Below are 22,206 nucleotides of genomic sequence, written 5' to 3'. Positions count from 1 at the left end.
GTTCCTCTCATGGCTTGATGAATTGCTTCGGCGCGGGCCGCGAGGCCTTCGGCATGGGCTTGCGCGCCTGCGCGGCCGGCTTGCCGCGCCGGTCCGCCAGGCGGCGCAGGTGCCCGCGCGCCACCGGCATCCAGGACCAAGCGTGGCGCTGCGCGAAATTGACGATGCCGCGCGGCATGAAAAGGACGGCGACCAGGATGATCACGCCGACCAGCGAAAGGTAGATCTCCGGCAGGCGGGCCCACAGCACCTCGTTCACCACGGAAAGCGCGACGGCGCCCGCCAGGGGGCCGAGCACCGTCCCCATGCCGCCCAGCAGCACCATCGCGATCACGGTCAGTTCCGTCATCGGCGCGAAGGCGGTCGTGGGGTCGATGAAGCCCAGGTAGCAGGCGTACAGGCTGCCCAGCGCGCCCGGCATGAAGGCCGAAGCGATGAAGGTGCCGATCTTCAGCCGCGTGGTGCGCACGCCCAACGCGGCGGCGGCAGTTTCGTCCTCGCGGATGGACAGCAGTTGCAGCCCCAGCCGGGAATTGTCCAGGCGCCAGGTGGCGACGATCAGCACCAGCGCGATGGCGCCGGCGGCGTAATAGACCAGGTCCAGATCCACCGCCGCCAGGTACAGACCGGTGCCGCCCTGCGTGATGTTGTCCAAACCCAGGGCCAGCGACTCGCATACACGGGCGATGCCGAACATGCCGATGGCGAAGAACGGCCCCTTCAGACGCAGCATGATGGCGCCCAGCACGGCCGCGCACAGCGACGCGCACACGGCCGCCAGCAGGGTTGCCCACATCCAGGGCATGTCCTTGCCGATGGCGATCGCGCCGATGTAGGCCCCGATGCCGAAGAAGGTCACCTGGCCGAAATGGGTGTAGCCGGCGTAGCCGCCGATCAGGTTCCAGGAATAGGCCAGCCCGATGAAGATGAAGGTCTGCACCAGGAAGGACATCGGGTATGAGCCGGCGTAGCGCGGCGCGATGGCCGCCGCGATCACGGCGACGGCCAGGATCAGGACGGTTTTCATGCGCGCGCTCCCATGCCGAAGATGCCGCGCGGCCGCACGACCAGTACCACCAGCATGGCCAGGAACACCGTGGCCGCGCCCAGCACCTGCCCGTAAAGGTAGCCGGCGAAGACTTCCAGGATGCCCATGAGCAGGGCGGCCAGCATGGCGCCCGGGTAGCTGCCCATGCCGCCGACGATGATGACCGCGAATGCCTTGATGCCGAAGCGCGCGCCCAGCTGTGCGTCGGACGCGAATGTGGGCGCCAGCAGCACGCCCGCCAGTCCCGCCATCGCGGCGCCCAGCGCGAAGGTGACGTTGCGCACCTGCTCGATCGAGATTCCGGAGATCACCGCCAGCTCCGGCGCCTGCGACACCGAGCGGATGGCCTTGCCGTAGCGGGTGGTCTGCAGGAACCACCAAACGCCCAGCGTCGCCGCCATGGCGACGACGAAGGACACCAGCCGCGACAACGGTATGTCCATGCCGGCCAGGGCGACGGAGCCGCCCAGCACCGTGGGCAGGCCGCGGTAGCCGCCGCCCCAGATCAGGATGGATACATTGACGATGATGGTCGATAGCGCGAAGGTCGCCAGCAGCGACATGATCATCGGCGCGTCGGCGATGCGGCGGATGACGAGCCACTGCATCGCCAGGCCGAGCGCGGCCGTCAGCAGCGGCACCAGGACCAGCGCCGCGAAATAGGGAAGGTGCATGCCGGCGACGATCGACACCGTGGTCAGCGCGCCGACGGCCAGCAGGTCGCCATGCGCGAAGTTGATGACGCGCATGACGCCGAAAACCAGGTTCAGGCCGCAAGCCATCAGGGCGTACAAACCGCCCAGCAGGATGCCGCCGACGAATAGCTCGAGAAAGGGCACGATGACGTCTCCTCCAGTGCGCGGCGTGCGTGCGCCGCGTTCTCTCGTATGGCGCGCCCGGCGGCGCGCCATGGTCCCCTGCCTGGGCGCGTCGTGGCGCCGGGCGCGCTGCCCGGTCCGCCGCTAGATCACGCCGGCCTTGGCCAATGCCTCGATGCGTTCGGGCGACAGGCCCAGGCGCTCGCGGTAAACCTCGTCGTTGTGCTCGCCCAGCGCGGGCCCGAGGCGGTCGATGCCGCCCGGGGTGTCCGTCAGCCTCGGCACGACGTTGGGCACCGCGTATTCGCCCACGCGCGCATCCTGGAAACGGACGATATTGCCGCGCGCCGCGTACTGCGGGTCCTCGAAGATCTCGTCGATGGCGTAGACCGGCCCGCACGGCACCTGGTGTTCCTCGCAGCGCCGCAGCACTTCATCGCGCGTGTATTGGGAGCTCCACGCGCCGACGTACTCGTCCACCTGGGCGCGCTCGGCTTCGCGCTGCGCAATGGTGCCCCATTTGCCCGTGCCGGCCACTTCGGGCACGCCCATCGCGTGGGCCAGGCGCTCGAAGATCTTGTCGCTGGTGCAGGCGATGGCGACCCAGCGGCCGTCGGCCGTGGGGTAGTGGCTATGCGGCACCACGTTCACCGTGCCGGGGCCCATGCGTTGCCGCACGTAGCCCTTCATGTGATACGCGGGCGCCAGTTCGTCGAGGATGCGGAAGATCGGCTCGTACAGGCCGATGTCCACCACTTGGCCGCGTCCCGTCTTGGCCAGCGATTGCAGCGCCAGCAGCACACCCAGCGCGCCGTACAGGCCCGCCATGTAGTCCGGAATCGTGGCCGAGCCGGGCGTCACGGGCGGACGGTCCGGGTAGCCGGCCAGGTACGACAGTCCGCCGAAGGCGTTGCCGATGCGGCCGAAGCCGGGCCGGCCGCTGTAAGGGCCGGTCTGCCCATAACCGGAGATCCGCACCATGATCAGGCGCGGATTCACTTCCTTCAGCACGTCCCATCCCAGGTTCCACTTCTCCAGCGTTCCCGGCTGGAAGTTTTCCACCAGCACGTCCGATTCCTTCACCAGCGCTTTCAGCAGCTCCGCGCCTTCGGGCGTGCGCAGGTCCAGCGTGGCGGACTTCTTGTTGCGGCATTCGGACAGCCAGGGCAGCGAGTCGCCGCAGGGCGTGATGGTGCCGAACCGCCGCAGCGGGTCGCCCACGCGCGGCAATTCCAGCTTGATGACGTCCGCGCCGAATTCGGCAAGCTGCGTCGAGCAGAAGGGCCCGGCCAGAAAACTGGATACGTCGATCACTTTCAGATGATCGAGAGGCCGGACGGCGGCCGCTGCATTGCTCATGAGAGTCTCCTCCTGTCCCGCGGGCGCGCCGCCCGCGATGTCGTCCGCCGAAGCGCGGCGTGGCGGGGCGCGGCCTAGGCCGCGCGCCCCGAAAGCCTTTCCGCCATCGCCACCACCCGCTGCGCGGCGTAGACGATGGGGTAATCGATGAATTGGCCGTCCAGCTGTATGGCCGACGAGCCCTGGGCCTCGGCTTGCGCGAAGGCATCCAGGACACGGCGCGCGCGTTCGATCTGCGCGTCGCTCGGTGAAAAGGCGCGGTTGACCATGGCGATCTGGTCCGGGTGGATGCAGAGCTTGCCCTGGAAGCCCAGTTCGCGCGCCTTGCGCGCCGAGGCCTCGCATCCTTCGGGATCCTTCAGGTCCACCCATACCGTGTCCAGCGGCGGCTCCAGGCCGGCGGCGCGCGACTGCATGACGATCTGCGCCCGATAGGGCGCCAGCTCGGTTTCGTCGCGCGTCCAGGTGAGGTCCAGGTCCAGGGTGAAATCGCCCGCGCCGAAGGCCACGCGCCGCACCCGCGGCGCGGCCGTCAGGATCTCGGGCAAGCGGGCCACGCCTTGCGCGGTCTCGATGATGGGAATCAGGTCAACGCCGCCCTCCGGCATGCCGCGTTCGCGTTCCAGTTGCCGCATCAGCCAATCGGCCGTGCGCACGTCGCTGGCCGACTCGACCTTGGGCAGCACCACGCCGTCCAGGCCGGGACGGATCGTTTCGGTCAGGTCGCCGTAGGCGAAAACGGTGTGCAGGGGATTGACGCGCACATAGCCCAGGCAGCGGCGCGGCTGGCGCATGGCCTCGACCACTTTCGCGCGGCTGGCGGCTTTTTCGGAAACCGCGCAGGCGTCCTCCAGATCGAGGATGACGGCGTCGGCGTCCAGCGCAAGGGCCTTTTCAACGCGCCGGGCGTGATTGGCCGGCGCGAACAAAAACGATCTGAACACCGTCATGCGAGTCTCCATCGCGCGCGGGGGACGGCGGGGAGCCCGCAGTCCGGCGTGAAAGCCGGGCTGTTCTGTCTCGGTGGCCGTCCGCATCGTTTGTCTAAAATGTGCGTTTGTACGTACAATACGGGCGGCGTGGCAGCCTGTCAATCGCTAATCATGCGAATTCCGATGGCGCCTTCGCCAGGGCGGCATTTACCATCCACCTTTTTTCCGAATCCATGCGCACGAACCCTTCCGCCGACGGCTCCGATTACGCAGGCGCGCTTGCCGGCGGCCGCAATCCTCTTTACGTGGCGCTGGCCAAGACGCTGGCGGCCGATATCCATGGCGGCCGCTATCCCATCGGCAGCACGCTGCCTACCGAAGGCGAGCTTTCGCTGCGCTATGGGGTCAGCCGTCATACGGTGCGCCAGGCGCTGCGGGAATTGAAGGAAGAGGGCCTGCTGTGGTCGCGGCCCGGCATCGGCACCAAGGTGCGCGCGCGTCCGGAATCGCCGCGCTTCTTCAGCGGAATCCACAACATCTCGGACCTGCTGCAGTTCGTCGACGCCACGGAAATGCACGTGAAGTCGCGCCGGGAAATCGTTGCCGACGACGCCTTCGCGGAGCTGCTGCACTGCCAGCCGGGCCAGGCCTGGTCGGAAACCAACATCGTGCGCAAGGTGCCGGGCGGCGACACGCCGCTGTGTTACCTGCAGGCGTACCTGCGTCCCGAATACGCGGGCGCCATCGGCCGCACGCGCATCATCAAGCGCCCCATCTATTCCTTGGTGGAGGAGCGCTACGGCGTCCGCATCGTCGAGGTCTTGCAGGAGATCACCGCGGCGCAGCTGACGCGGGAGATGGCACAGGCGCTGAAGGCCGACGAGGGCCAGGCGGCGCTGCGCATCTCGCGCTATTACCTGGACAGGCAGGGCACCATTGTCGAAGTGGGTATCGGTCATTATCCCAGCGGCAGATATACGCAAAGCACGCGGTTCCGCGCCCATAGCGCGGAGGAGTAGACCTTCAGGCGGGATGCTCGTGCGGATGCTCCCGGCCCCACTTCATCACGGCTTCCCGCGTGCTGCCGTGTGCCGCATGGCTGCGCGGCGCGATGTCCAGCAGGCGCGCGATGTCGCGCGACGCGGCAAGCACGGCATCCGGGTCCAGGCCCGTCTGCACCTGCATCAGGGTCATCATGCGGACCATGTCCTCGGTGGGGAAGTTGCCCACCGCGCCCAAGGTTTCCGGCATGGCGATGCCGCCGCCGATCCCGCAGATCGCGCCTTCCAGCCAGGCCGCGCCGGCATCCAACGCCGCCACGATGTTCGCGGTGGCCATGCCGCTCAGGTTGTGCACGTGGAATCCCAGTTCGATGTCCGGATAGCGGTCGTACAGCCGGGTGAAGAGCGCATTGACATGGCGCGGATCCTCCATGCCCACCGATCCGGCCAGATACAGCCGCCGTATGCCGGCATCGCGGAAGCGGCCCACCATGGCCTGCACGCGGTCCTGCGGGATGAGTCCTTCGTAGGGACACCAGAACGCCATGCCGATGGCCAGCACATAGCGCAGGCCCTTGGCGTCCGCGATACGAAACGCCTCGATCGCCTGGGCGTCCGCCTGTTCCGGCGTCATGTTCTGGTTCTTCTTCAGGTACGAGGCGCTGGCGATGGTCAGGCCGACGATCTCGTCCACCCGCGCGGCGGCGGCGCGCTCGGCGCCGCGCGCATTCGGCGCCAGGCCGCGGTACACAATGCCCGGCCGGCGCGCGATGCGCTCGCACACGGCTTCCGCATCCTGCAGGTTGGGGATCACGCGCGGATGCACGAACCCGGTAACCTCGATCACCGGAAACCCGGCCTGCGACAGGCGGTCCACCATGCGCACCTTGTCTTCGGTCGGCACCCATTTGCGCAGGCTCTGCAGGCCGTCGCGCGGGCCCACTTCGACGATGTCGATCTGCTCGGGTAGGTACATGGCTGCCCTCCTTGGCGGTGACCGGCCCTAGATGGGTTGGGGTCCATCGTCCAGCAAGATGCCCGCCCGCGCCAGCGTTTCTTCGCTGTAGCCCAGCCGGTCCACCAGGATTTCCCGATTGTGCTGGCCCAGCCGCGGTCCGGGATGCCGTATCGCACCCGGGGTGGCCGACAGTCTGCCCACCACGTCCTGCATGCGAAGCGTGCAGCCGAGCTCATCATCGTCGACCGCGCGGATGTTGCCGCGCGCCTGGATATGCGGATCCGCTAAGATCTGCGCCACGTCGTTCACCGGAGACATGGTGCAGCGGCGCTCTGCCGAGCGGGCGAGCAGATCGTCCAGGTCGAACCGCTCTATGGCGCGCTGCAGCGCATCGTCCAGGGCTTCCACGTGCCGCAGACGCTGGCGGTTGTCGGCGAAGCGGGGATCCCGCACCAGCTCGGGCACGCCCAGCGTTTCGCAGATATTGACGAAGGCCGATTGCGCGCTGCCGCCCACGGTGACCCATTTGCCGTCGCGGGTGCGGTAGGTGTTGCGCGGCGCGGTGAAGGGCAGGCGGCTGCCCGCGCGCTGCTGCACGATGCCCAGCTGGTCGTAGTTGATGACCTGCGGGCCCAGCAAGGTGAGCAGCGTTTCATAGATGGCCAGGTCGATGTACTGGCCGCGGCCGCTGCGGCGCTTCTCCGCCAGGGCCACCATGGCCAGGAAGGCGCCCATCAGGCCGGTGGTCGAGTCGGCCAGGCCGAAGCCGGGCAACAGGGGAGGGCCGTCCGGTTGCCCGGAGATATGGGCGTAGCCCGCGTAGGCTTCGGCCAGCGTCCCGAAGCCGGGGCGGTCGCTGTAGGGCCCGGTCTGCCCGAAACCGGTGATCCGGATCATGATCAGGCCGGGGTTGATCGCGCTCAGCGTGTCGTATCCCAAGCCCCATTTCTCCAGGGTGCCGGTGCGGTAGTTCTCGAGCACGATGTCCGCGTCGGCCGCCAGGCGCTTTACCGCCTCCGCCCCGAGCGGCGTGTGCAGATCCAGGGTGACCGACTTCTTGTTGCGGTTGATGACCTTGTAGTAAAGCCCCACGCCGTTCTTGTTCTCGCCCCAGTAGCGGACCTCGTCACCCTTGCCGGGCCGCTCCACTTTGAGCACGTCCGCGCCGTAGTCCGACAGGAACATGCCGCACATCGGCGCCGCCAGGAAGTTGGACAGGTCCAGCACCTTGACGCCCGCCAGCGCGCCCTCCATGACCGTGGATGCCGCCATGGTGTCTCCTTTAATGTGCGTTTGTACGTACATTAAGCGGCGTCAGCGCCGGCGTCAATACTTCGTTGTGGCCCAATCAACATCCTGTTCACGATGCGGGCATCCGGGCTTCTGTATAGTGCCTGCTGCGCAAAAAACCGCCACGACAACACACGGCGTTTCCACGCCGCGACAAAAAGAGGGAAACCGACCCATGCCGACCACGATAGAAGCGATCGCCACCGCGCTATTCGCCATCGCCGTCCTGCATACCTTTTCCGTTCCGTTCTTCGCCCGGCTGGCGCACCGCAACGGCCCGCACGCCGGCGTCTGGCATCTGCTGGCCGAGGTCGAGGCCGTGTTCGGCGTCTGGGCCTTCGTGCTGATCGTCTGCATGGCGCTGCTGGGCGGCACGGAGAAAGCAGTCGGCTACATGGACACCCGCAATTTCACCGAGCCGCTGTTCGTCTTCGTCATCATGGTGGTCGCCGCCAGCCGTCCCATTCTCGAGTTCGTGGATGCGTGCGTGCGCGTGCTGGCGCGCGTGCTGCCGCTGCCGAACCAGCTCAGCACCTATCTGGTGGTGATGTCCATCGTGCCCCTGGCCGGGTCCTTCATCACCGAGCCCGCGGCCATGACGCTGGCCGCCATCCTGCTGCGGGACGCTTATTTCCGGGTCAGCGGCCGGCGCCGGTTCAAGTACCTGACGCTGGGCGTGCTGTTCGTCAACGTGTCGATCGGCGGTGTGCTGACGTCCTATGCCGCACCGCCCGTCCTGATGGTGGCCAATACCTTCGGGTGGGACGCCGCGCACATGGCGACCCATTTCGGCTGGCGCGCCGCCGTGGCGGTGCTGGTCAATGCCGCCGTCCTGACCTTCGTCTGCCGCAAAACGCTGATGGAAGCGGACAAGCCCGGCGGGGATAACGGCCGGCCGGGCGTGCCCTGGCCCGTGATCGCCGTCCATCTGATTTTCCTGGTCGCCGTCGTGCTCAACGCCCACCATCCCGCCATCTTCCTGGCCCTGATGATGCTCTTCATCGGCTTCACCGAAGCCTACAAGCGTCACCAGAACCGGCTGATGATCAAGGAGGGCCTGATGGTGGGCTTCTTCCTGGCCGGCCTGGTGGTGCTGGGCGGCCTGCAGCACTGGTGGCTGCAGGACCTGCTGGGGGGGCTGTCCCCCACGGTCCTGTTCTGGGGCGCCACCGCCCTGACGGCCGTCACGGACAATGCCGCCCTGACGTACCTGGGCTCGCTGGTGGAGGGCACCGACGAAGTCTGGCGCTACATGCTGGTGGCGGGCGCGGTGACGGGGGGCGGGCTTACGGTCATCGCCAACGCGCCCAATCCCGCGGGGTTCGCCATCCTGAAGAATCACTTTCCGGATGGCAGCATTTCGGCGGGCCAGTTGTTCCTGGCGGCGCTGTGGCCCACGGCCGTGGCCGCCGCGATGTTCCTGTTGCCGGTCTGATGCCGCTTTCCGCGGGCCGTGCCGCACCGCGTCACGGCCGCGTACCGTTACGCCCTGGTACTGCGGAAAAACCCGCTAAAATTCAAGACTTTCCCGTATTTTTGCCGGCCCCGGTCCGGCCGCGTCCCCGCAACGGCGGCGCGCGCCGCCCCGGGGTGTTTCGCCCGGCGGACCAGGGGGTTATCGAATGCCTATTTACGCTTACAAGTGCGGCGCCTGCGGCCATGCCAAGGATGTACTGCAAAAGATTTCCGACGCGCCTCTCACGCAATGTCCCGAGTGCGGGGCAGATGCTTTTTCGAAGCAGGTCACGGCCGCCGGCTTCCAGCTGAAGGGCTCTGGGTGGTACGTCACGGATTTCCGCAACAACGGCAGCAGTGGCGGCGCCAAGAGCGGGTCCAAGGATGATTCGAAGAGCGGCGACAGCGCTTCCGCAAAGAGCGACGCCGCCGGCAAGTCCGACAGCGGCGCCGCCACGCCCGCTTCCGCCCCGGCTTCGTCTCCCGCGCCTGCCGCGGCTACCTGACGCACTCCCATGGCGATGCGCGTCTTCAAGAAGTACTTCATCACCGGCCTCCTGATCTGGGTGCCGCTGGTGATCACCGTCTGGGTGCTGGGCGTTCTCATCGCCACGCTGGAAGGCTTCGTTCCCGGGTTCCTGTCGGCAGAGTCCCTGTTCGGCGTGGACATTCCCGGGTTCCGCTTCCTGCTCGTCATTCTGGTGGTCCTGCTGACCGGCGTCTTCGCCGCCAACCTGCTCGGCCGCACGCTGCTCGATCAATGGGAGAAGCTGCTGGGCCGCATCCCGCTGGTGCGATCGATATACAACTCGGTCAAGCAGGTCAGCGATACCGTGCTGGCGCCGAACGGCCAGGCCTTCCGGCAGGCGGTCCTGGTGCAGTATCCGCGTCAGGGCTCGTGGACCATCGCCTTCCTGACCGGCGTGCCCAGCGGCGAAGTCGCCACGCACCTGCCGGGCGACCACGTCAGCGTCTACGTGCCGACCACCCCCAATCCCACGTCCGGATTTTTCCTGATGATGCCGCGCGCGGAAGTGATCGACCTGCACATGAGCGTGGACGCGGCCCTGAAATACGTGGTGTCCATGGGCGTCGTGGCGCCGCCCCCGCCCGCCGTCGCGCCTGTCCGCCCCGTGGAAATCCCCACGGCGCCGGGCGTGCGTCCGGCGCGCCGGGAGGACACCCCCTGAACCGTCCGGCGGACCGCGTGCCGCCGCTCGAACCCTTATCGTGACGCTCCTACGTGGCGCCCCAACAAAGTAGAAACGGAGTTATCCCGCAATGCGTACCTGCTACACCGGCCAGGTTTGCCGTGACCACCTCGGTCAGACCGTTACCCTGTTCGGCTGGGTGAACCGCCGCCGCGACCACGGCGGGGTCATCTTCATCGACCTGCGCGACCGTGCCGGCCTGGCGCAGATCGTTTTCGATCCCGATAACGCCGCCTTCGCCACCGCGGAACGCCTGCGCAACGAATACTGCATCCGCGTCACGGGTCTGGTGCGCCTGCGTCCCGAAGGCACGGCCAACCCGGACCTGGCCTCCGGCGAAGTCGAAGTGCTGTGCAAGGAAGTGGAAATCCTGAACGCGTCGGTCACGCCGCCGTTCCAGCTGGACGACGACAACCTGTCGGAAACGACCCGGCTGACGCACCGCGTGCTGGATCTGCGCCGCCCGCAGATGCAGCGCAACCTGATGCTGCGCTACCGCGTTTCCATCGAAGTGCGCAAATTCCTGGATTCGCTGGGCTTCATCGATATCGAAACGCCCATGCTGACCAAGAGCACGCCCGAAGGCGCGCGCGACTACCTGGTGCCTTCGCGCGTGAACGCCGGCCAGTTCTTCGCGCTGCCGCAGTCGCCGCAGCTGTTCAAGCAGATGCTCATGGTGTCGGGCTTCGACCGCTACTACCAGATCACCAAGTGCTTCCGCGACGAGGACCTGCGCGCCGACCGCCAGCCCGAATTCACCCAGATCGATTGCGAGACGTCGTTCCTGAACGAAGTCGAGATCCGCGAGATCTTCGAAAGCATGATCCGCCACGTGTTCAAGGTGGTGCAGAACGTCGATCTGCCCGATCCGTTCCCCACCATGACGTGGACGGAGGCCATGCGCCGCTACGGGTCCGACAAGCCGGACCTGCGCGTGTCGCTGGAATTCACCGACATCAGCGACATCATGCGCGATGTCGATTTCAAGGTGTTCGCCACCGCCGCCGCCACGCCGGGCAGCCGCGTCGTGGCCCTGCGCGTGCCGGGGGGCGGGTCGCTGTCCCGCAGCGAAATCGACAGCTACACGCAGTTCGTCGGCATCTACGGCGCCAAGGGCCTGGCCTGGATCAAGGTCAACGAAGCGGCCAAGGGCCGCGAAGGGCTGCAATCGCCCATCGTCAAAAACATCCATGACGCCGCGCTGGCCGAGCTGATCAAGCGCACCGGCGCGCAGGACGGCGACATCATCTTCTTCGGCGCGGATCGCGAAAAGGTCGTCAACGATTCCATGGGCGCCCTGCGCGTGAAGATCGGCCACAGCGATTTCGGCAAGCAGGCCGGCCTGTTCACCGCTGGCTGGCGTCCGCTGTGGGTCGTGGACTTCCCCATGTTCGAGTACGACGAGGAAGAGGGCCGCTACACCGCCGCGCACCATCCCTTCACCAGCCCCAAGGACGGTCACGAGGACTTTCTGGAGACCGATCCGAGCAAGGCCTACGCCAAGGCCTACGACATGGTGCTGAACGGTTGGGAAATCGGCGGGGGCTCGGTCCGTATCCACCGCGAAGAAGTGCAGAGCAAGGTGTTCCGCGCGCTGAAGATCGGTCCGGAGGAAGCCCGCCAGAAGTTTGGTTTCCTGCTGGATGCGCTGCAGTACGGCGCGCCGCCGCATGGCGGTATCGCGTTCGGCCTGGACCGGATCGTCACCATGATGAGCGGCGCCGAATCCATCCGTGACGTGATCGCCTTCCCCAAGACGCAGCGCGCGCAGGATCTGCTCACGCAGGCGCCGTCGCCGGTCGACGAGAAGCAGTTGCGCGAGCTTCATATCCGTCTGCGCACGCCGGAAGTGAAATAACGACGCCAGGGCCTGTCCTTCGACAGGCCCGAACCGCGGCCATGTCCATTCTGCGTGTCGTCAGCTACAACATTCACAAGGGCCGTTCCGCGCTGGGTGCGCGGGACTCCCTGAAGGAATTGCGCCTGGGTCTGTACGGCCTGCGGCCGGACCTGGTGTTCCTGCAGGAAGTGCAGGGCCGCAACGAGGCGCGCAACGTGCTGGACGCGCAGCATATGTCGCTGGCGGCCGCGCTGCATATGGAGATGTGTTACGGCCGCAATGCGGTGCGCAATCACAGCGACCACGGCAACGCGCTGCTCTCCCGGTATCCCATCGTGGACCACGAGAACCAGGACATCTCCGATCACCGGCTGGAGCAGCGCGGCCTGCTGCACGCGACGGTGCGCGTGCGCGAACGCGATATCCATTGCTTCGTGGTGCACCTGGGTCTTTTCGCCGGCAGCCGCACGCGGCAGATCCAGGCGCTGGTCGATCGCATCGACCGCATGGTGCCGCCCGGCGCGCCAATGGTGATCGCCGGCGACTTCAACGACTGGAACGACCGGCTGGCGCCGCTGTTCGTCGAGCGGCTCGGCGTGTACGAAGTCTTCTCTCACGCGCCGAAGCTGGTCGGCGAAGGGCCCCGCCTGCGCGAAACCATGCGGCGCCTGACCAATGTGCTGCGCGGCGTGCCCAACAGCCTGGCGCTGCTGGAACGCGGCAATCAGCTGACAATGCACGGCAACTACATGGTGGCGCCGCCGCCGCGCACCTTCCCCGCAGTGTTCCCCTGGTTCCGGCTGGACCGCATCTATCAACGGGGTTTCGCCGTGCGCAGCGCACGGGTTCTGCGCGGCCGCGCCTGGGCCAAGCTGTCCGACCACGCCCCCTTGCTGGCGGAGCTCGAACTGCCGTGACGCCGCGGCCCCTGCGCCTGCACTGGTCGGATGGCAACGCCATCCGCCTGCTGAAGAACGGCGAAGAATTCTTTCCCGCGCTGTGCGACGCAATCGATGCGGCCAGCGCCACGGTGCATCTCGAAACCTACATTTTCACTCTGGACCGCACCGCCCAGGGCGTGCTGGCCGCCCTGGCGCGCGCCTGCGCTCGCGGCGTGCACGTGCGCGTGGTCATCGACGGCTACGGCAGCCTGGAGTGGGTCGGCGAGGTGCGGCGCCGTCTGCTGGAGATGGGGGCGGAGTGCCGCATCTTCCGGCCAGAACCGCCATGGCCGATGCGGCTGGTGTTTTCGCGCAGCCGCCTGCGCCGCCTGCATCGCAAGGTCACGGTGGTCGATGGCCGTATCGCTTTCGTGGGCGGCATCAATATCGTCGATGACTACGACGACCTGACCACGCAAGGCACCGACGCGTGCCCGCGCCTGGACTTCGCCGTGGAGGTGCGCGGTCCGCTGGTGCTCCACGCCGTCCATGCGCAGGAAGTCCTGCGGGCCCGTCTGGGCCGCGACGCCATGGGCCGCGAGGAATATCGCGCGGAACGCCGCCGCCTGCGCCGTCCCTACTTCGCCACGGCCGCGCGCGCGCCGGGCCATCTGCGCGCGGCCTTCGTGCTGCGCGACAACCTGCGCTGGCGGCAGACCTTCGAACGCGCCTATCTGTACGGCATCGCCCACGCGCAGCGCGAAATCCTGATCGCCAACGCCTACTTCTTCCCCGGGCTGCGCTTTCGCGTGGCGCTGCGGCGGGCAGCCGCGAGGGGCGTGCGCGTGCGCCTGCTCCTGCAGGGCAAGGTCGAATACCGGCTGCAGTACTACGCGACGCATGCCCTGTATGCGGACCTGCTGAAGGCCGGCATCGAAATCTACGAGTACATGCCGGGCTACCTGCATGCCAAGGTGGCGGTGATCGACGACTTCGCCACGGTGGGCTCGTCAAATTTGGATCCGTTCAGCCTGCTGCTGGCGCGCGAGGCCAACGTGGTGGTGGATGACCCTGGCTTTGCCGCCGAGCTGCGGCACAAGCTGGAAGAGGAAATCGCGCGCGGCGGCAAGCGGGTGTGCGAAACCGAGCACGATGGACGCGGCCTGGTGCGCCAGGCGATCGATAATGCCGCCTATACCTTGCTGCGTATCGGCGTGGCGCTGACGGGTCAGGCCGGGCAGTATTGACGGTGCGCCGACCGGCCGCTGCAGCTTGCATCGGCCGGTGCGCAATGCTGCAATGGTTGCGGAGCGGCCGCCCGGCGATCCGGCAGCCACAGGGCCGCGCGGCTGGACCGAGCGCCGCCGGCGGCGTACAGAAGACACGACATGGGAGGAGGCACGACATGGGGATACCGACGATCACGGCTTCCGGGCTGCATCCCGCGAGCGTATCCGCTGCCGGCCCCGGCCCGGGCGAAACGAACGGGCAGGGCGCGCAGCCGCCCCGGATCCGCCGTGTCGCGGTGCTCGGCGCCGGCGTCATGGGCGCGCAAATCGCGGCGCACTGCGTCAACGCGGGCGTGCCCGCCGTGCTGTTCGACCTGCCCGCCGATGGACCGGACCGCAGCGCCACGGCGCGCAAGGCCATCGATAATCTGCTGCGGCTGAACCCCGCGCCCCTGGCCGACCCGGCGCGCGCCGCGCACATCGAGCCCGCCAACTACGACGAACACCTTGACCGGTTGCGCGACTGCGACCTGGTGATCGAGGCCATCGCGGAACGCCTGGACTGGAAGCAGGACCTGTACCGCCGCATCGTCCCCGCCCTGGCGCCGCACGCCACCCTGGCAACGAATACCTCCGGCCTGTCGATCGACGCGCTGGCGGCGTCCTTGCCCGACGCCGTGCAATCGCGCTTCTGCGGCGTGCACTTCTTCAACCCGCCGCGCTACATGCCGCTGGTCGAGCTGATCCCCGCCGTCCGCACGGACCCCGCGTTGCTGGATCGCATCGAAACCTTCCTGGTGTCCGACCTGGGCAAGCGGGTGGTGCGCGCAAAGGACACGCCCAACTTCATCGGCAACCGCATCGGTGTGTTCGGCATCCTCGCGGCGATGCTGCAGGCCGAGCGCTACGGGCTGACCTACGACGTCGTCGACGCACTGACCGGCGCCCGGTTGGGGCGCGCCAAGTCCGGCACCTTCCGCACCGCCGACGTGGTCGGGCTGGACACGCTGGCGCACGTCATCCGCACCATGCAGACCGGCCTGCCCGACGATCCATTCCGCCCGGCCTTCGCCACGCCGGTCGTGCTCGACGCGCTGTTGCAGCAGGGGGCGCTGGGGCAGAAGACGGGCGCGGGCTTCTATCGCAAGGAAGGCAAGGCCGTCCTGCGGCTGGATCCCGCCACACGTCAATACGTGCCCGCGGAAACCCGCGTGGACGATGCCGTGGCGGCAGCGCTGGACGACCGCGATCCCGCGCGGCGCCTGCGCGCCCTGCGTGAATCCTCGCACCCGCAAGGCCAGTTCCTGTGGGCGCTGCTGCGCGACACCTTCCACTATGCCGCCGTGCATCTCGTTCACATCGCCGATACCGCGCGCGACGTGGACTTCGCCATGCGCTGGGGCTTCGGTCATGCCCTGGGTCCGTTCGAGGTCTGGCAGGCGGCAGGCTGGCGCACGGTGGCGCAGTGGATACAGGAAGACATCGAACAGAACCGCGCCTTGTGCCGCGTCCCGCTGCCGGACTGGGTGCTGCAAGGACCGGTGGACGAGGCCGGCGGCGTGCACACGCCGGTGGGCTCCTGGAATCCGCGCACGGAGACATTCGAGCCGCGGCGCGAGCTGCCCGTCTACAGGCGCCAGCTGGCGCCGCCGCGACTTGTCGGCGAAGCGCGTCACCCCCCGGGACGCACCGTCGAGGAGAACGAATCGATCCGCCTGTGGACGGCCCCCGGCGCCGACGACATCCTGATTGCGTCCTTCAGGACCAAGATGCACACGATCAGCGGCGCGGTCACCCATGGCCTGCTGCATGCCATCGAGCTGGCGGAAGCCCGCTATCGCGGTCTGGTGGTGTGGCAGGACGGCTCGCCGTTTTCCGCTGGCGCGGACCTGCAGGCGGTGCTGCCGGCCTTCATGCAAGGCGGCGCCGCCGCCATCGAACCGATGGAGCGGGACCTGCAACGCGTGGCGCAGCGCATGCGCAACGCCCTCGTGCCCACCGTCGCCGCGCTGGCCGGCCTGGCGCTGGGCGGCGGCTGCGAGATCGCGGTCCACGCGGCGGCCCGCGTCGCCCATTTGGAAACCTACATCGGCCTGGTCGAGGTCGGCGTCGGCCTCGTGCCGGGCGCTGGCGGATTGGCGTACTGCGCGCGCCGCGCGGCGGAGCAGCGCGGCGCCACCGCGCCGGGCCAGCCCTTGCTGCCCTTCCTGCAAGCCTTTGCCGAAGCGGTGGCCTCCGCCAAGGTATCGGGCTCCGCCCTTGAGGCGCGGCGCACCGGCTGGCTGCGTGAAAGCGATCCCATCGTCATGCAGGAAGACGAGCTGCTCTACGTCGCCATCCGGCATGCGTTGGCCATGGCCGACGCCGGCTGGCGCCCGCCGCTGCCCACCCGCTTTCCGGTCGCCGGCCGGGACGGCGCCGCTACCCTGATCGCCCAACTGATCAATCTGCGCGATGGCGGGTTTATCTCGGCCTATGACTACGAGCTGGGCTGCGCTGTTGCGGGGGCGCTGTGCGGCGGCGACGTCGACCCGGAGACGCTGGTGGACGATGAGTGGATGCTGGCGCAGGAACGCCGCGCCTTCCTGGGCGTGCTGGCGAATGCGAAAACGCATGAGCGGATCGTCGGGATGTTGAAGACGGGCAAGCCGGTGCGCAACTGAGCTTGCCCGCGGCTGCGGCCGCTTCGAACCAATACGCTGCGCGGCCACGCGCCGCCGCCAGGAGACAACGATGCCGACCACCTTGCAAGACGCCTACATCGTCGCGGCCACCCGCTCCCCCGTGGGGAAGGCCCCCAGGGGCGCGCTGCGCCATACCCGTCCCGATGATCTGCTGGCGCACATCCTGCGCGCCGCGGTCGCGCAGGCGCCCAGCCTGGACCCCGCCGCCATCGATGACGCCATCATCGGCTGCGCGCGCCCCGAGGCCTCGCAAGGCCTGAATGTCGCCCGCATGGCGGTGCTGCTGGCCGGCCTGCCAGATCGCGTGCCCGGCATCACCATCAACCGCTTCTGCGCATCGGGCCTGAGCGCGGTCGCCATGGCGGCGGACCGCATCCGCGTCGGCGAGGCCGACGTCGTCATCGCCGGGGGCGTGGAATCGCTGAGCCAGGTCCCGATGATGGGCTATGCGCCTTCCTTCTCGCCTTCGGTTTTCGCCAGCGGCGAGGACGTCGGCATCGCGTACGGCATGGGCCTTACCGCCGAACGCGTGGCCGAACAATGGAAAATCCCTCGCGACGCCCAGGATGCGTTTGCGCTGCAATCGCACCAGCGCGCCATCGCCGCCCAGCAGGCGGGTGAGTTCGGCGACGAAATCACGCCGGTGCCGGTCGTCACGCGGGACGCGGACCTGCAATCCGGCGAGCTGAAAACCGCGTCGCGCGACTTCGACCGGGACGAAGGCCCTCGCGCGGATACATCCGCGCAGGCGCTCGCCAAACTGAAGCCGGTATTCGCGGCGCGTGGCAGCGTCACGGCCGGCAACAGCTCCCAGACGTCGGACGGCGCGGGCGCCCTGATCCTGGCTTCCGAGCGGGCCGTGCGCGACCACGGCCTGACGCCGCTGGCGCGCTTCGTCTCCTTCGCCGTGCGCGGGGTGCCGCCCGAGATCATGGGCATCGGTCCGCGGGAAGCCATTCCCGCCGTCCTGCGCCAGGCAGGGCTGCAGGTGCAGGATATGGACTGGATCGAATTGAACGAAGCCTTCGCGGCCCAATCGCTGGCGGTGATCAACGAACTGGGACTCGATCCGGCGCGCGTCAATCCGCTGGGCGGCGCCATCGCGCTGGGCCATCCGCTCGGCGCCACCGGCGCCATCCGGGCGGCCACGGTCGTCCACGGCCTGCGGCGGCGGCAGGGCAGGTACGGGATGGTGACGATGTGCGTCGGAACGGGGATGGGCGCAGCAGGGATATTCGAGCGCGTGTAGGCGCGGCGCGTCAGCGGTTCGTGATGGGGCCTTGCATGGCCGCACCGCATTTCGCCTACGGCGAATCCGGCGTGGCTTCGCGCGGCTTCTTGACGAGCCCCAGCGCCAGCGCCGTGCCGGCCAGGATGATCGCCGCGCCCAGCACGATGCTCCCGGTGATTTCTTCGTCCAGCAGCAGAGTGCCCCATAGCACGCCGAACACCGGCACCAGAAAGGTCACGCTCACCGCCGCGGTGGGACCCACGCTGGCGATCAAGCGGAAAAACATCACATAAGCCATCGCCGTACAGACGAGCGCCAGCGCCACGGTCGAGGCCCACGCCGGAACCGAAACCGGCGCTTCCGGCCATGTGAAGGCCGCGAGCGGCAGCAGCAGCAAGGCCGCCGCGATCATGCTGCCGGTCGCGCTGCTCAGGGCGTCCACGCCCGTCAGATACCGCTTCGTCGCGTTGGCCGCGACGCCATAGCAGATCGGCGCCACCAGCGCGGCCAGCACGGGCAAGCCCGTGCCGCCATCGCCGAAATCGAACTTGTCCCAGACGAGCACGATGATGCCCGCGAAGCCGATCGCCAGGCCCAGCACGCGCAGGGCGGGCAGGCGGTCGCGCATCCACACCAGCCCTATCACCGCACCCCACATCGGGGTCACCGCATTGGAAATTGCCAGGAAACCCGCGCCCAAGCGTTGCGCGGCGTAGCCGTAGAGCAGAAAGGGAAGGGCAGCGTTGAACGCGCCCACCAGCAGAATCGCCTTCCAGTGCCGCGCGATGATGGAAAAGCCGCCGCGCCACGCCACCGCGGCCAGCAGCGCAAGGGCCGCGAGTCCAACGCGCAATTCCATCAGCGGGCCTGGGCCGAACTCCGGCACCGCAACGCGCATGAAGAGGAACGAGCCGCCCCAGACGGCGGCCAACACGAGCAAATCGGTCAGATCACGGCTGCGCATAAAACCCCGGGGTCTATGTGGCGCGAAGGTCTGGAGCATACACCGGCGGTGGGGTTCAACACTCCGTTTTTTGCGGGCCGGGAACGGGCGCTGTTGTGCGCATCCATGCCGCATCGGCTCCCCGGCCGCCGGGTGCCGTTGGTTGGGACGCAGGCGATCAGGTAAAGAAAGCGTGATAGCCCACGAACACCAGAATCAGCGCCGTGACCACGGCCCAGGACCAGCGGGAATTGCGCAGTCCATGCGGTTCGGGCGGCGGAGGCGGGGCAGGCGGGGCCAGCCGGGGCTGGGTGGCCATGTAATCGATGAACGAGGCGAAAAACTTCTCCACGATCTTCTGGCCCGCCTTCAACAGCGTCGCTTCACCCACTTCGCCGAGCTTGCCGCCCGCCATGGCCGCGAGCGTGTAGGAAAGCCGGGTCCCTTCGTCCTTCGGCGTCAGGTTGACCTGCGCGGTCCCGATGGCCAGGCCCGCGGCATTGCCCTTTCCCTCGAAAACCAAGGTACAGCCATGCGGCGGGTTGACGTCGGAAAGCAGCACCTCGCCCTGGTAATCCGCGGCGAGTCCGCCAACCTTGGCCCGGACGGTGAAGGCATATTCCGTCGGCGAGCGGCATTCCACCTCGACACAGCCCGGTATGCATTTCCGCAAAACCGAGCAGTCGGTCAGCGCTTCCCAGGTCTGGTGCTGGGTTGCAGGAATCCATTGAGCATCGGAAATGCGCATGGCTGTCTCCTTTATATGACCTTGTTTCTCTCCATTTTGGACCTGATCAGTCCGAATGGCTACATCGAAATCCCTCGCCGCCGCCGTTTGGAAACTGAATAAATGCTGATGGATAAAGGCGCAATGGCAGCGTGGAAATTGCCGGCCAAGAAGAGCAAATATCCGGCCTGCGCGGATTTCCGGCCGCGACGGCCTGGCGCCGCCGATACTATTTGTTAATCATGTCACCAAATGAACGCCGCATGCCGGTAGATGCCGGTGCGTGCGATGCCCCGGTCCATTACCGTGGGAACGGCGTGCAATTTGTTCTAAATCAGTGACATACAGAAAGTCGGCCCGCGCGGAAGACCCTGCAGAAAAGAAGTAAAATTCGCCCCGCCATCTAGTAGGGTAATGATGAGCCGCGCGCCCCGCTTTGCCACGGCGCGCGCCAACGATGAAAACGCAGCCGACCCTAGATAAACCGCAAAAGAAGAGTCGCAGGGTAGGTAATCCTTCATGCTTTACGTGTCCATCGCCTTTCTCGTGTCCGCAGCCATCACGCTGCTGACGCTCCGGTATGGGCATTTGCATGCAAGGTACACCGCGGACAGCGACATGACCGGCGTGCAGAAGTACCACGTGCGCCCCGTTCCGCGCGTGGGGGGAATCGCCCTGGTCGTGGCGATGCTCGTTGTGGCCGGCGCCGCGGCATGGCGCGAGCCGGCCCTGCTCAAGCCGTTGCTGCTGCTGCTGCTCGCCGGCATGCCGGCTTTCCTGGGCGGGCTGGCGGAAGACCTGACCAAGCGGGTCCGCGCCCTGGTTCGGCTGCTGCTGGCCATGCTCGCCGGCGCCCTGGGCTACTATCTGCTGGACGCGGCCGTCGTTCGGCTGGATATCATCGGCGTGGACTGGCTGCTGCAGTTCTGGGCGATTTCGCTGGTCTGCACCATGATCGCCGTGGGCGGCGCGGCCAACGCCATCAACATCATCGACGGATACAACGGCCTTGCCGCCGTCGTATCGGCCATGATCCTGGCAGGTATGGCATACGTGTCGTACTACCTGGGCGATCGCCTGCTGGTGGTGGCGTCCGTCGGGATGATGGGCGCCATCGGCGGGTTTCTGATCTGGAATTATCCCCGCGGGCTGATTTTCCTGGGCGACGGCGGCGCGTATTTCATTGGGTTCATGATCGGCGAATTGTCGGTGCTGATGCTGTACCGGCATCCGGAGGTGTCGGCATGGTTTCCCCTGCTGCTCTGCATTTATCCGGTGTTCGAGACCTTGTTTTCGATTTACCGGAAACGGTGGCTGCGGGGGCGGTCCCCTGGGGTGCCGGATGGTGTGCATCTGCACATGCTGGTTTATAAGCGGCTGGTGCGCTGGGCCATCGGGTCCACCGAAGCCAGGCATAAGATCCAGCGTAATGCGATGACCTCGCCGTATCTGTGGGTGCTTTCGTCGCTGGCCGTCATTCCGGCGGTTTTGTTCTGGCAGTACGAATATGTGTTGATGGGGTTTGTGGCGTTGTTTTCGATCGTTTATCTAGCGCTGTATCGCAAATTGGTCAAGTTCGCGACGCCGCGTTGGCTTATGGTCAAGAAAGAGGCTGACGAGGGTTGAGTACGGATAGTGCAGGAATGTCAACGTCTAGTGATTTTCCGCCGCAATCAGGGCCACACGTGGCGATCCTGCTATGTACCTATAACGGCGAGCGCTTCATTCGGGAGCAATTGGACTCCATCTCGGCCCAGACCTACGGGAACTGGAAGGTTTGGGTCTCCGATGATGGGTCCCGTGACCGTACGTTAGAGATTCTATCGGAGTACCATCGGCGTTGGGGGCCGGCACGCATGGAAGTCGTGCGGGGTCCATCACGTGGATTTGCCGCAAATTTTCTTTCCCTTGTCTGCCGATCGGAAATCTCCGCGGAGTATTTCTCTTATTCCGACCAAGACGACGTGTGGGCAAAGGGGAAGCTGGAGCGCGCGATCGAGGAGTTGGAGAAATTGGCCTCAACTGGTCCTGCGCTGTATTGTTCCAGGACGACGCTAATTGATGAGACCGGAGCAAGATTGGGCTTATCACCTCTCTTTACACAAAAGCCTGACTTCAGGAACGCCCTTGTGCAAAATGTAGGCGGCGGGAACACCATGGTGTTCAACGCCGAGGGCCGTCAGGTACTCATGAATGCCGGTTCGGATCTGGACGTTGTCGCGCACGATTGGTGGACCTATGTCGCCATCAGCGCGGCCGGCGGCCAAGTTGTATACGACCCGGAACCGTCACTCCTGTACAGACAGCATGGCGGCAATCTCATAGGATCCAATCAAGGCATCTCAGCGCGGCTGGCGCGCGTCCGGCTGCTGATGCAAGGGCAATTGCGACATTGGATAGACGCAAACGTGGCAGGCATACGCCGCATTGCAGATCAACTTCCAGCCCCTCAGCAGAGAATTTTCGAAGAATTCGACACCTCTCGCCATGGTGGTATCGTGCGCCGCCTTGCAGGATTAAAGCGTTCAGGCGTTTATCGCCAAACCTTCGGCGGCAATATCGGCCTTCTCGTGGCCGCCTTTTTCAAGAAACTGTAGCT

The 22,206-nt window shown here is 66.7% G+C and carries 19 protein-coding genes; 11 read left to right on the top strand and 8 right to left on the bottom strand.

Annotated elements, in window-relative coordinates:
• Positions 1–7: 7 nt before the first annotated feature.
• From CAL13_RS20340 to CAL13_RS20325, 4 genes are all read right to left on the bottom strand, one after another.
• A complete protein-coding gene (locus tag CAL13_RS20340) occupies positions 8–1,027 on the bottom strand; it encodes a branched-chain amino acid ABC transporter permease (protein ID WP_086073377.1) in 1,020 nt (339 codons plus the stop codon).
• On the bottom strand, positions 1,024–1,887 hold the full coding sequence (locus CAL13_RS20335) for a branched-chain amino acid ABC transporter permease (RefSeq protein WP_086059012.1): 864 nt from the start codon (positions 1,885–1,887) through the stop codon (positions 1,024–1,026). The genes CAL13_RS20340 and CAL13_RS20335 overlap by 4 nt, the downstream gene beginning before the upstream one ends.
• 123 nt (positions 1,888–2,010) lie before the next feature.
• Complete coding sequence (locus CAL13_RS20330; RefSeq protein ID WP_086073375.1) at positions 2,011–3,225, bottom strand: CaiB/BaiF CoA transferase family protein; 1,215 nt, start codon at positions 3,223–3,225, stop codon at positions 2,011–2,013.
• A 74-nt stretch (positions 3,226–3,299) separates the two neighbouring features.
• The gene (locus CAL13_RS20325; RefSeq protein ID WP_086059637.1) at positions 3,300–4,175 is read right to left on the bottom strand and encodes an HpcH/HpaI aldolase/citrate lyase family protein; all 876 of its coding nucleotides are present in this window, start codon (positions 4,173–4,175) and stop codon (positions 3,300–3,302) included.
• Between the two features lie 215 nt (positions 4,176–4,390).
• Here CAL13_RS20325 and CAL13_RS20320 point away from each other — a divergent pair, with 215 nt between their 5' ends.
• Positions 4,391–5,176: a GntR family transcriptional regulator gene (locus CAL13_RS20320; protein WP_157664535.1), complete on the top strand. Its 786-nt coding sequence runs from the start codon at positions 4,391–4,393 to the stop codon at positions 5,174–5,176.
• 4 nt (positions 5,177–5,180) lie between these two features.
• On the opposite strand, the gene CAL13_RS20315 is transcribed toward CAL13_RS20320, so the two are convergent.
• Together CAL13_RS20315 and CAL13_RS20310 are read right to left on the bottom strand one after the other, a co-directional pair.
• Positions 5,181–6,134 carry a hydroxymethylglutaryl-CoA lyase gene (locus CAL13_RS20315; protein WP_086059009.1) on the bottom strand — a complete coding sequence of 318 codons (954 nt, stop codon included), beginning with the start codon at positions 6,132–6,134 and terminating at the stop codon, positions 5,181–5,183.
• Positions 6,135–6,161: 27 nt separating this feature from the next.
• Positions 6,162–7,388, bottom strand: coding sequence for a CaiB/BaiF CoA transferase family protein (locus CAL13_RS20310; protein WP_198297873.1), 1,227 nt, complete (start codon positions 7,386–7,388; stop codon positions 6,162–6,164).
• Between the two features lie 193 nt (positions 7,389–7,581).
• Here CAL13_RS20310 and CAL13_RS20305 point away from each other — a divergent pair, with 193 nt between their 5' ends.
• The 8 genes from CAL13_RS20305 (at position 7,582) to CAL13_RS20270 (ending at position 17,955) form a co-directional block, all read left to right on the top strand.
• Entirely contained in the window at positions 7,582–8,841 is a 1,260-nt protein-coding gene (locus CAL13_RS20305; RefSeq protein WP_086059008.1) for a putative Na+/H+ antiporter, read from the top strand.
• A gap of 187 nt (positions 8,842–9,028) precedes the next feature.
• Positions 9,029–9,367: an FmdB family zinc ribbon protein gene (locus CAL13_RS20300; protein ID WP_086059007.1), complete on the top strand. Its 339-nt coding sequence runs from the start codon at positions 9,029–9,031 to the stop codon at positions 9,365–9,367.
• Between the two features lie 15 nt (positions 9,368–9,382).
• The gene (locus CAL13_RS20295) at positions 9,383–10,051 is read left to right on the top strand and encodes a DUF502 domain-containing protein (protein ID WP_198297822.1); all 669 of its coding nucleotides are present in this window, start codon (positions 9,383–9,385) and stop codon (positions 10,049–10,051) included.
• A 91-nt stretch (positions 10,052–10,142) separates the two neighbouring features.
• Complete coding sequence (gene aspS / locus CAL13_RS20290) at positions 10,143–11,930, top strand: aspartate--tRNA ligase (protein ID WP_086059005.1); 1,788 nt, start codon at positions 10,143–10,145, stop codon at positions 11,928–11,930.
• A gap of 41 nt (positions 11,931–11,971) precedes the next feature.
• Positions 11,972–12,829: an endonuclease/exonuclease/phosphatase family protein gene (locus CAL13_RS20285; protein ID WP_086059004.1), complete on the top strand. Its 858-nt coding sequence runs from the start codon at positions 11,972–11,974 to the stop codon at positions 12,827–12,829.
• Positions 12,826–14,040 (top strand): cardiolipin synthase ClsB, encoded by a 1,215-nt coding sequence (gene clsB / locus CAL13_RS20280; protein WP_086073373.1) that lies wholly within the window; start codon positions 12,826–12,828, stop codon positions 14,038–14,040. The genes CAL13_RS20285 and clsB overlap by 4 nt, the downstream gene beginning before the upstream one ends.
• Positions 14,041–14,336: 296 nt before the next feature.
• A complete protein-coding gene (locus CAL13_RS20275; RefSeq protein ID WP_232467854.1) occupies positions 14,337–16,685 on the top strand; it encodes a 3-hydroxyacyl-CoA dehydrogenase NAD-binding domain-containing protein in 2,349 nt (782 codons plus the stop codon).
• Positions 16,686–16,755: 70 nt separating this feature from the next.
• Positions 16,756–17,955, top strand: a complete 1,200-nt coding sequence (locus tag CAL13_RS20270) for an acetyl-CoA C-acyltransferase (protein WP_086073371.1) — start codon at positions 16,756–16,758, stop codon at positions 17,953–17,955.
• 55 nt (positions 17,956–18,010) lie between these two features.
• On the opposite strand, the gene CAL13_RS20265 is transcribed toward CAL13_RS20270, so the two are convergent.
• Entirely contained in the window at positions 18,011–18,901 is an 891-nt protein-coding gene (locus tag CAL13_RS20265; RefSeq protein WP_086059000.1) for a DMT family transporter, read from the bottom strand.
• Between the two features lie 157 nt (positions 18,902–19,058).
• Positions 19,059–19,628 (bottom strand): SRPBCC family protein, encoded by a 570-nt coding sequence (locus CAL13_RS20260; RefSeq protein WP_086058999.1) that lies wholly within the window; start codon positions 19,626–19,628, stop codon positions 19,059–19,061.
• A 498-nt stretch (positions 19,629–20,126) separates the two neighbouring features.
• Between CAL13_RS20260 and CAL13_RS20255 the strand changes: the two genes are divergently transcribed.
• The gene (locus CAL13_RS20255) at positions 20,127–21,233 is read left to right on the top strand and encodes an MraY family glycosyltransferase (protein ID WP_086073370.1); all 1,107 of its coding nucleotides are present in this window, start codon (positions 20,127–20,129) and stop codon (positions 21,231–21,233) included.
• Positions 21,234–21,292: 59 nt separating this feature from the next.
• Positions 21,293–22,204 (top strand): glycosyltransferase family 2 protein, encoded by a 912-nt coding sequence (locus CAL13_RS20250; RefSeq protein ID WP_198297872.1) that lies wholly within the window; start codon positions 21,293–21,295, stop codon positions 22,202–22,204.
• Positions 22,205–22,206 lie beyond the last annotated feature (2 nt).

Source organism: Bordetella genomosp. 9 (genome assembly GCF_002119725.1).
Taxonomy (GTDB): Bacteria; Pseudomonadota; Gammaproteobacteria; order Burkholderiales; family Burkholderiaceae_B; genus Bordetella_C.
Note: the sequence above shows the minus strand (reverse complement) of the source record. Positions and strands in the feature narration are given on the sequence as shown.

Excerpts from the sequence above, each read along its gene's own strand:
- CAL13_RS20340 (WP_086073377.1), bottom strand. The coding sequence starts at position 1,027 with ATGAAAACCGTCCTGATCCTGGCCGTCGCCGTGATCGCGGCGGCCATC.
- CAL13_RS20330 (WP_086073375.1), bottom strand. The coding sequence starts at position 3,225 with ATGAGCAATGCAGCGGCCGCCGTCCGGCCTCTCGATCATCTGAAAGTG.
- CAL13_RS20325 (WP_086059637.1), bottom strand. The coding sequence starts at position 4,175 with ATGACGGTGTTCAGATCGTTTTTGTTCGCGCCGGCCAATCACGCCCGG.
- CAL13_RS20320 (WP_157664535.1), top strand. The coding sequence starts at position 4,391 with ATGCGCACGAACCCTTCCGCCGACGGCTCCGATTACGCAGGCGCGCTT.
- CAL13_RS20315 (WP_086059009.1), bottom strand. The coding sequence starts at position 6,134 with ATGTACCTACCCGAGCAGATCGACATCGTCGAAGTGGGCCCGCGCGAC.
- CAL13_RS20310 (WP_198297873.1), bottom strand. The coding sequence starts at position 7,388 with ATGGCGGCATCCACGGTCATGGAGGGCGCGCTGGCGGGCGTCAAGGTG.
- CAL13_RS20305 (WP_086059008.1), top strand. The coding sequence starts at position 7,582 with ATGCCGACCACGATAGAAGCGATCGCCACCGCGCTATTCGCCATCGCC.
- CAL13_RS20300 (WP_086059007.1), top strand. The coding sequence starts at position 9,029 with ATGCCTATTTACGCTTACAAGTGCGGCGCCTGCGGCCATGCCAAGGAT.
- CAL13_RS20295 (WP_198297822.1), top strand. The coding sequence starts at position 9,383 with ATGCGCGTCTTCAAGAAGTACTTCATCACCGGCCTCCTGATCTGGGTG.
- aspS (WP_086059005.1), top strand. The coding sequence starts at position 10,143 with ATGCGTACCTGCTACACCGGCCAGGTTTGCCGTGACCACCTCGGTCAG.
- CAL13_RS20285 (WP_086059004.1), top strand. The coding sequence starts at position 11,972 with ATGTCCATTCTGCGTGTCGTCAGCTACAACATTCACAAGGGCCGTTCC.
- CAL13_RS20275 (WP_232467854.1), top strand. The coding sequence starts at position 14,337 with ATGGGCGCGCAAATCGCGGCGCACTGCGTCAACGCGGGCGTGCCCGCC.
- CAL13_RS20270 (WP_086073371.1), top strand. The coding sequence starts at position 16,756 with ATGCCGACCACCTTGCAAGACGCCTACATCGTCGCGGCCACCCGCTCC.
- CAL13_RS20265 (WP_086059000.1), bottom strand. The coding sequence starts at position 18,901 with ATGCGCAGCCGTGATCTGACCGATTTGCTCGTGTTGGCCGCCGTCTGG.
- CAL13_RS20260 (WP_086058999.1), bottom strand. The coding sequence starts at position 19,628 with ATGCGCATTTCCGATGCTCAATGGATTCCTGCAACCCAGCACCAGACC.
- CAL13_RS20255 (WP_086073370.1), top strand. The coding sequence starts at position 20,127 with ATGCTTTACGTGTCCATCGCCTTTCTCGTGTCCGCAGCCATCACGCTG.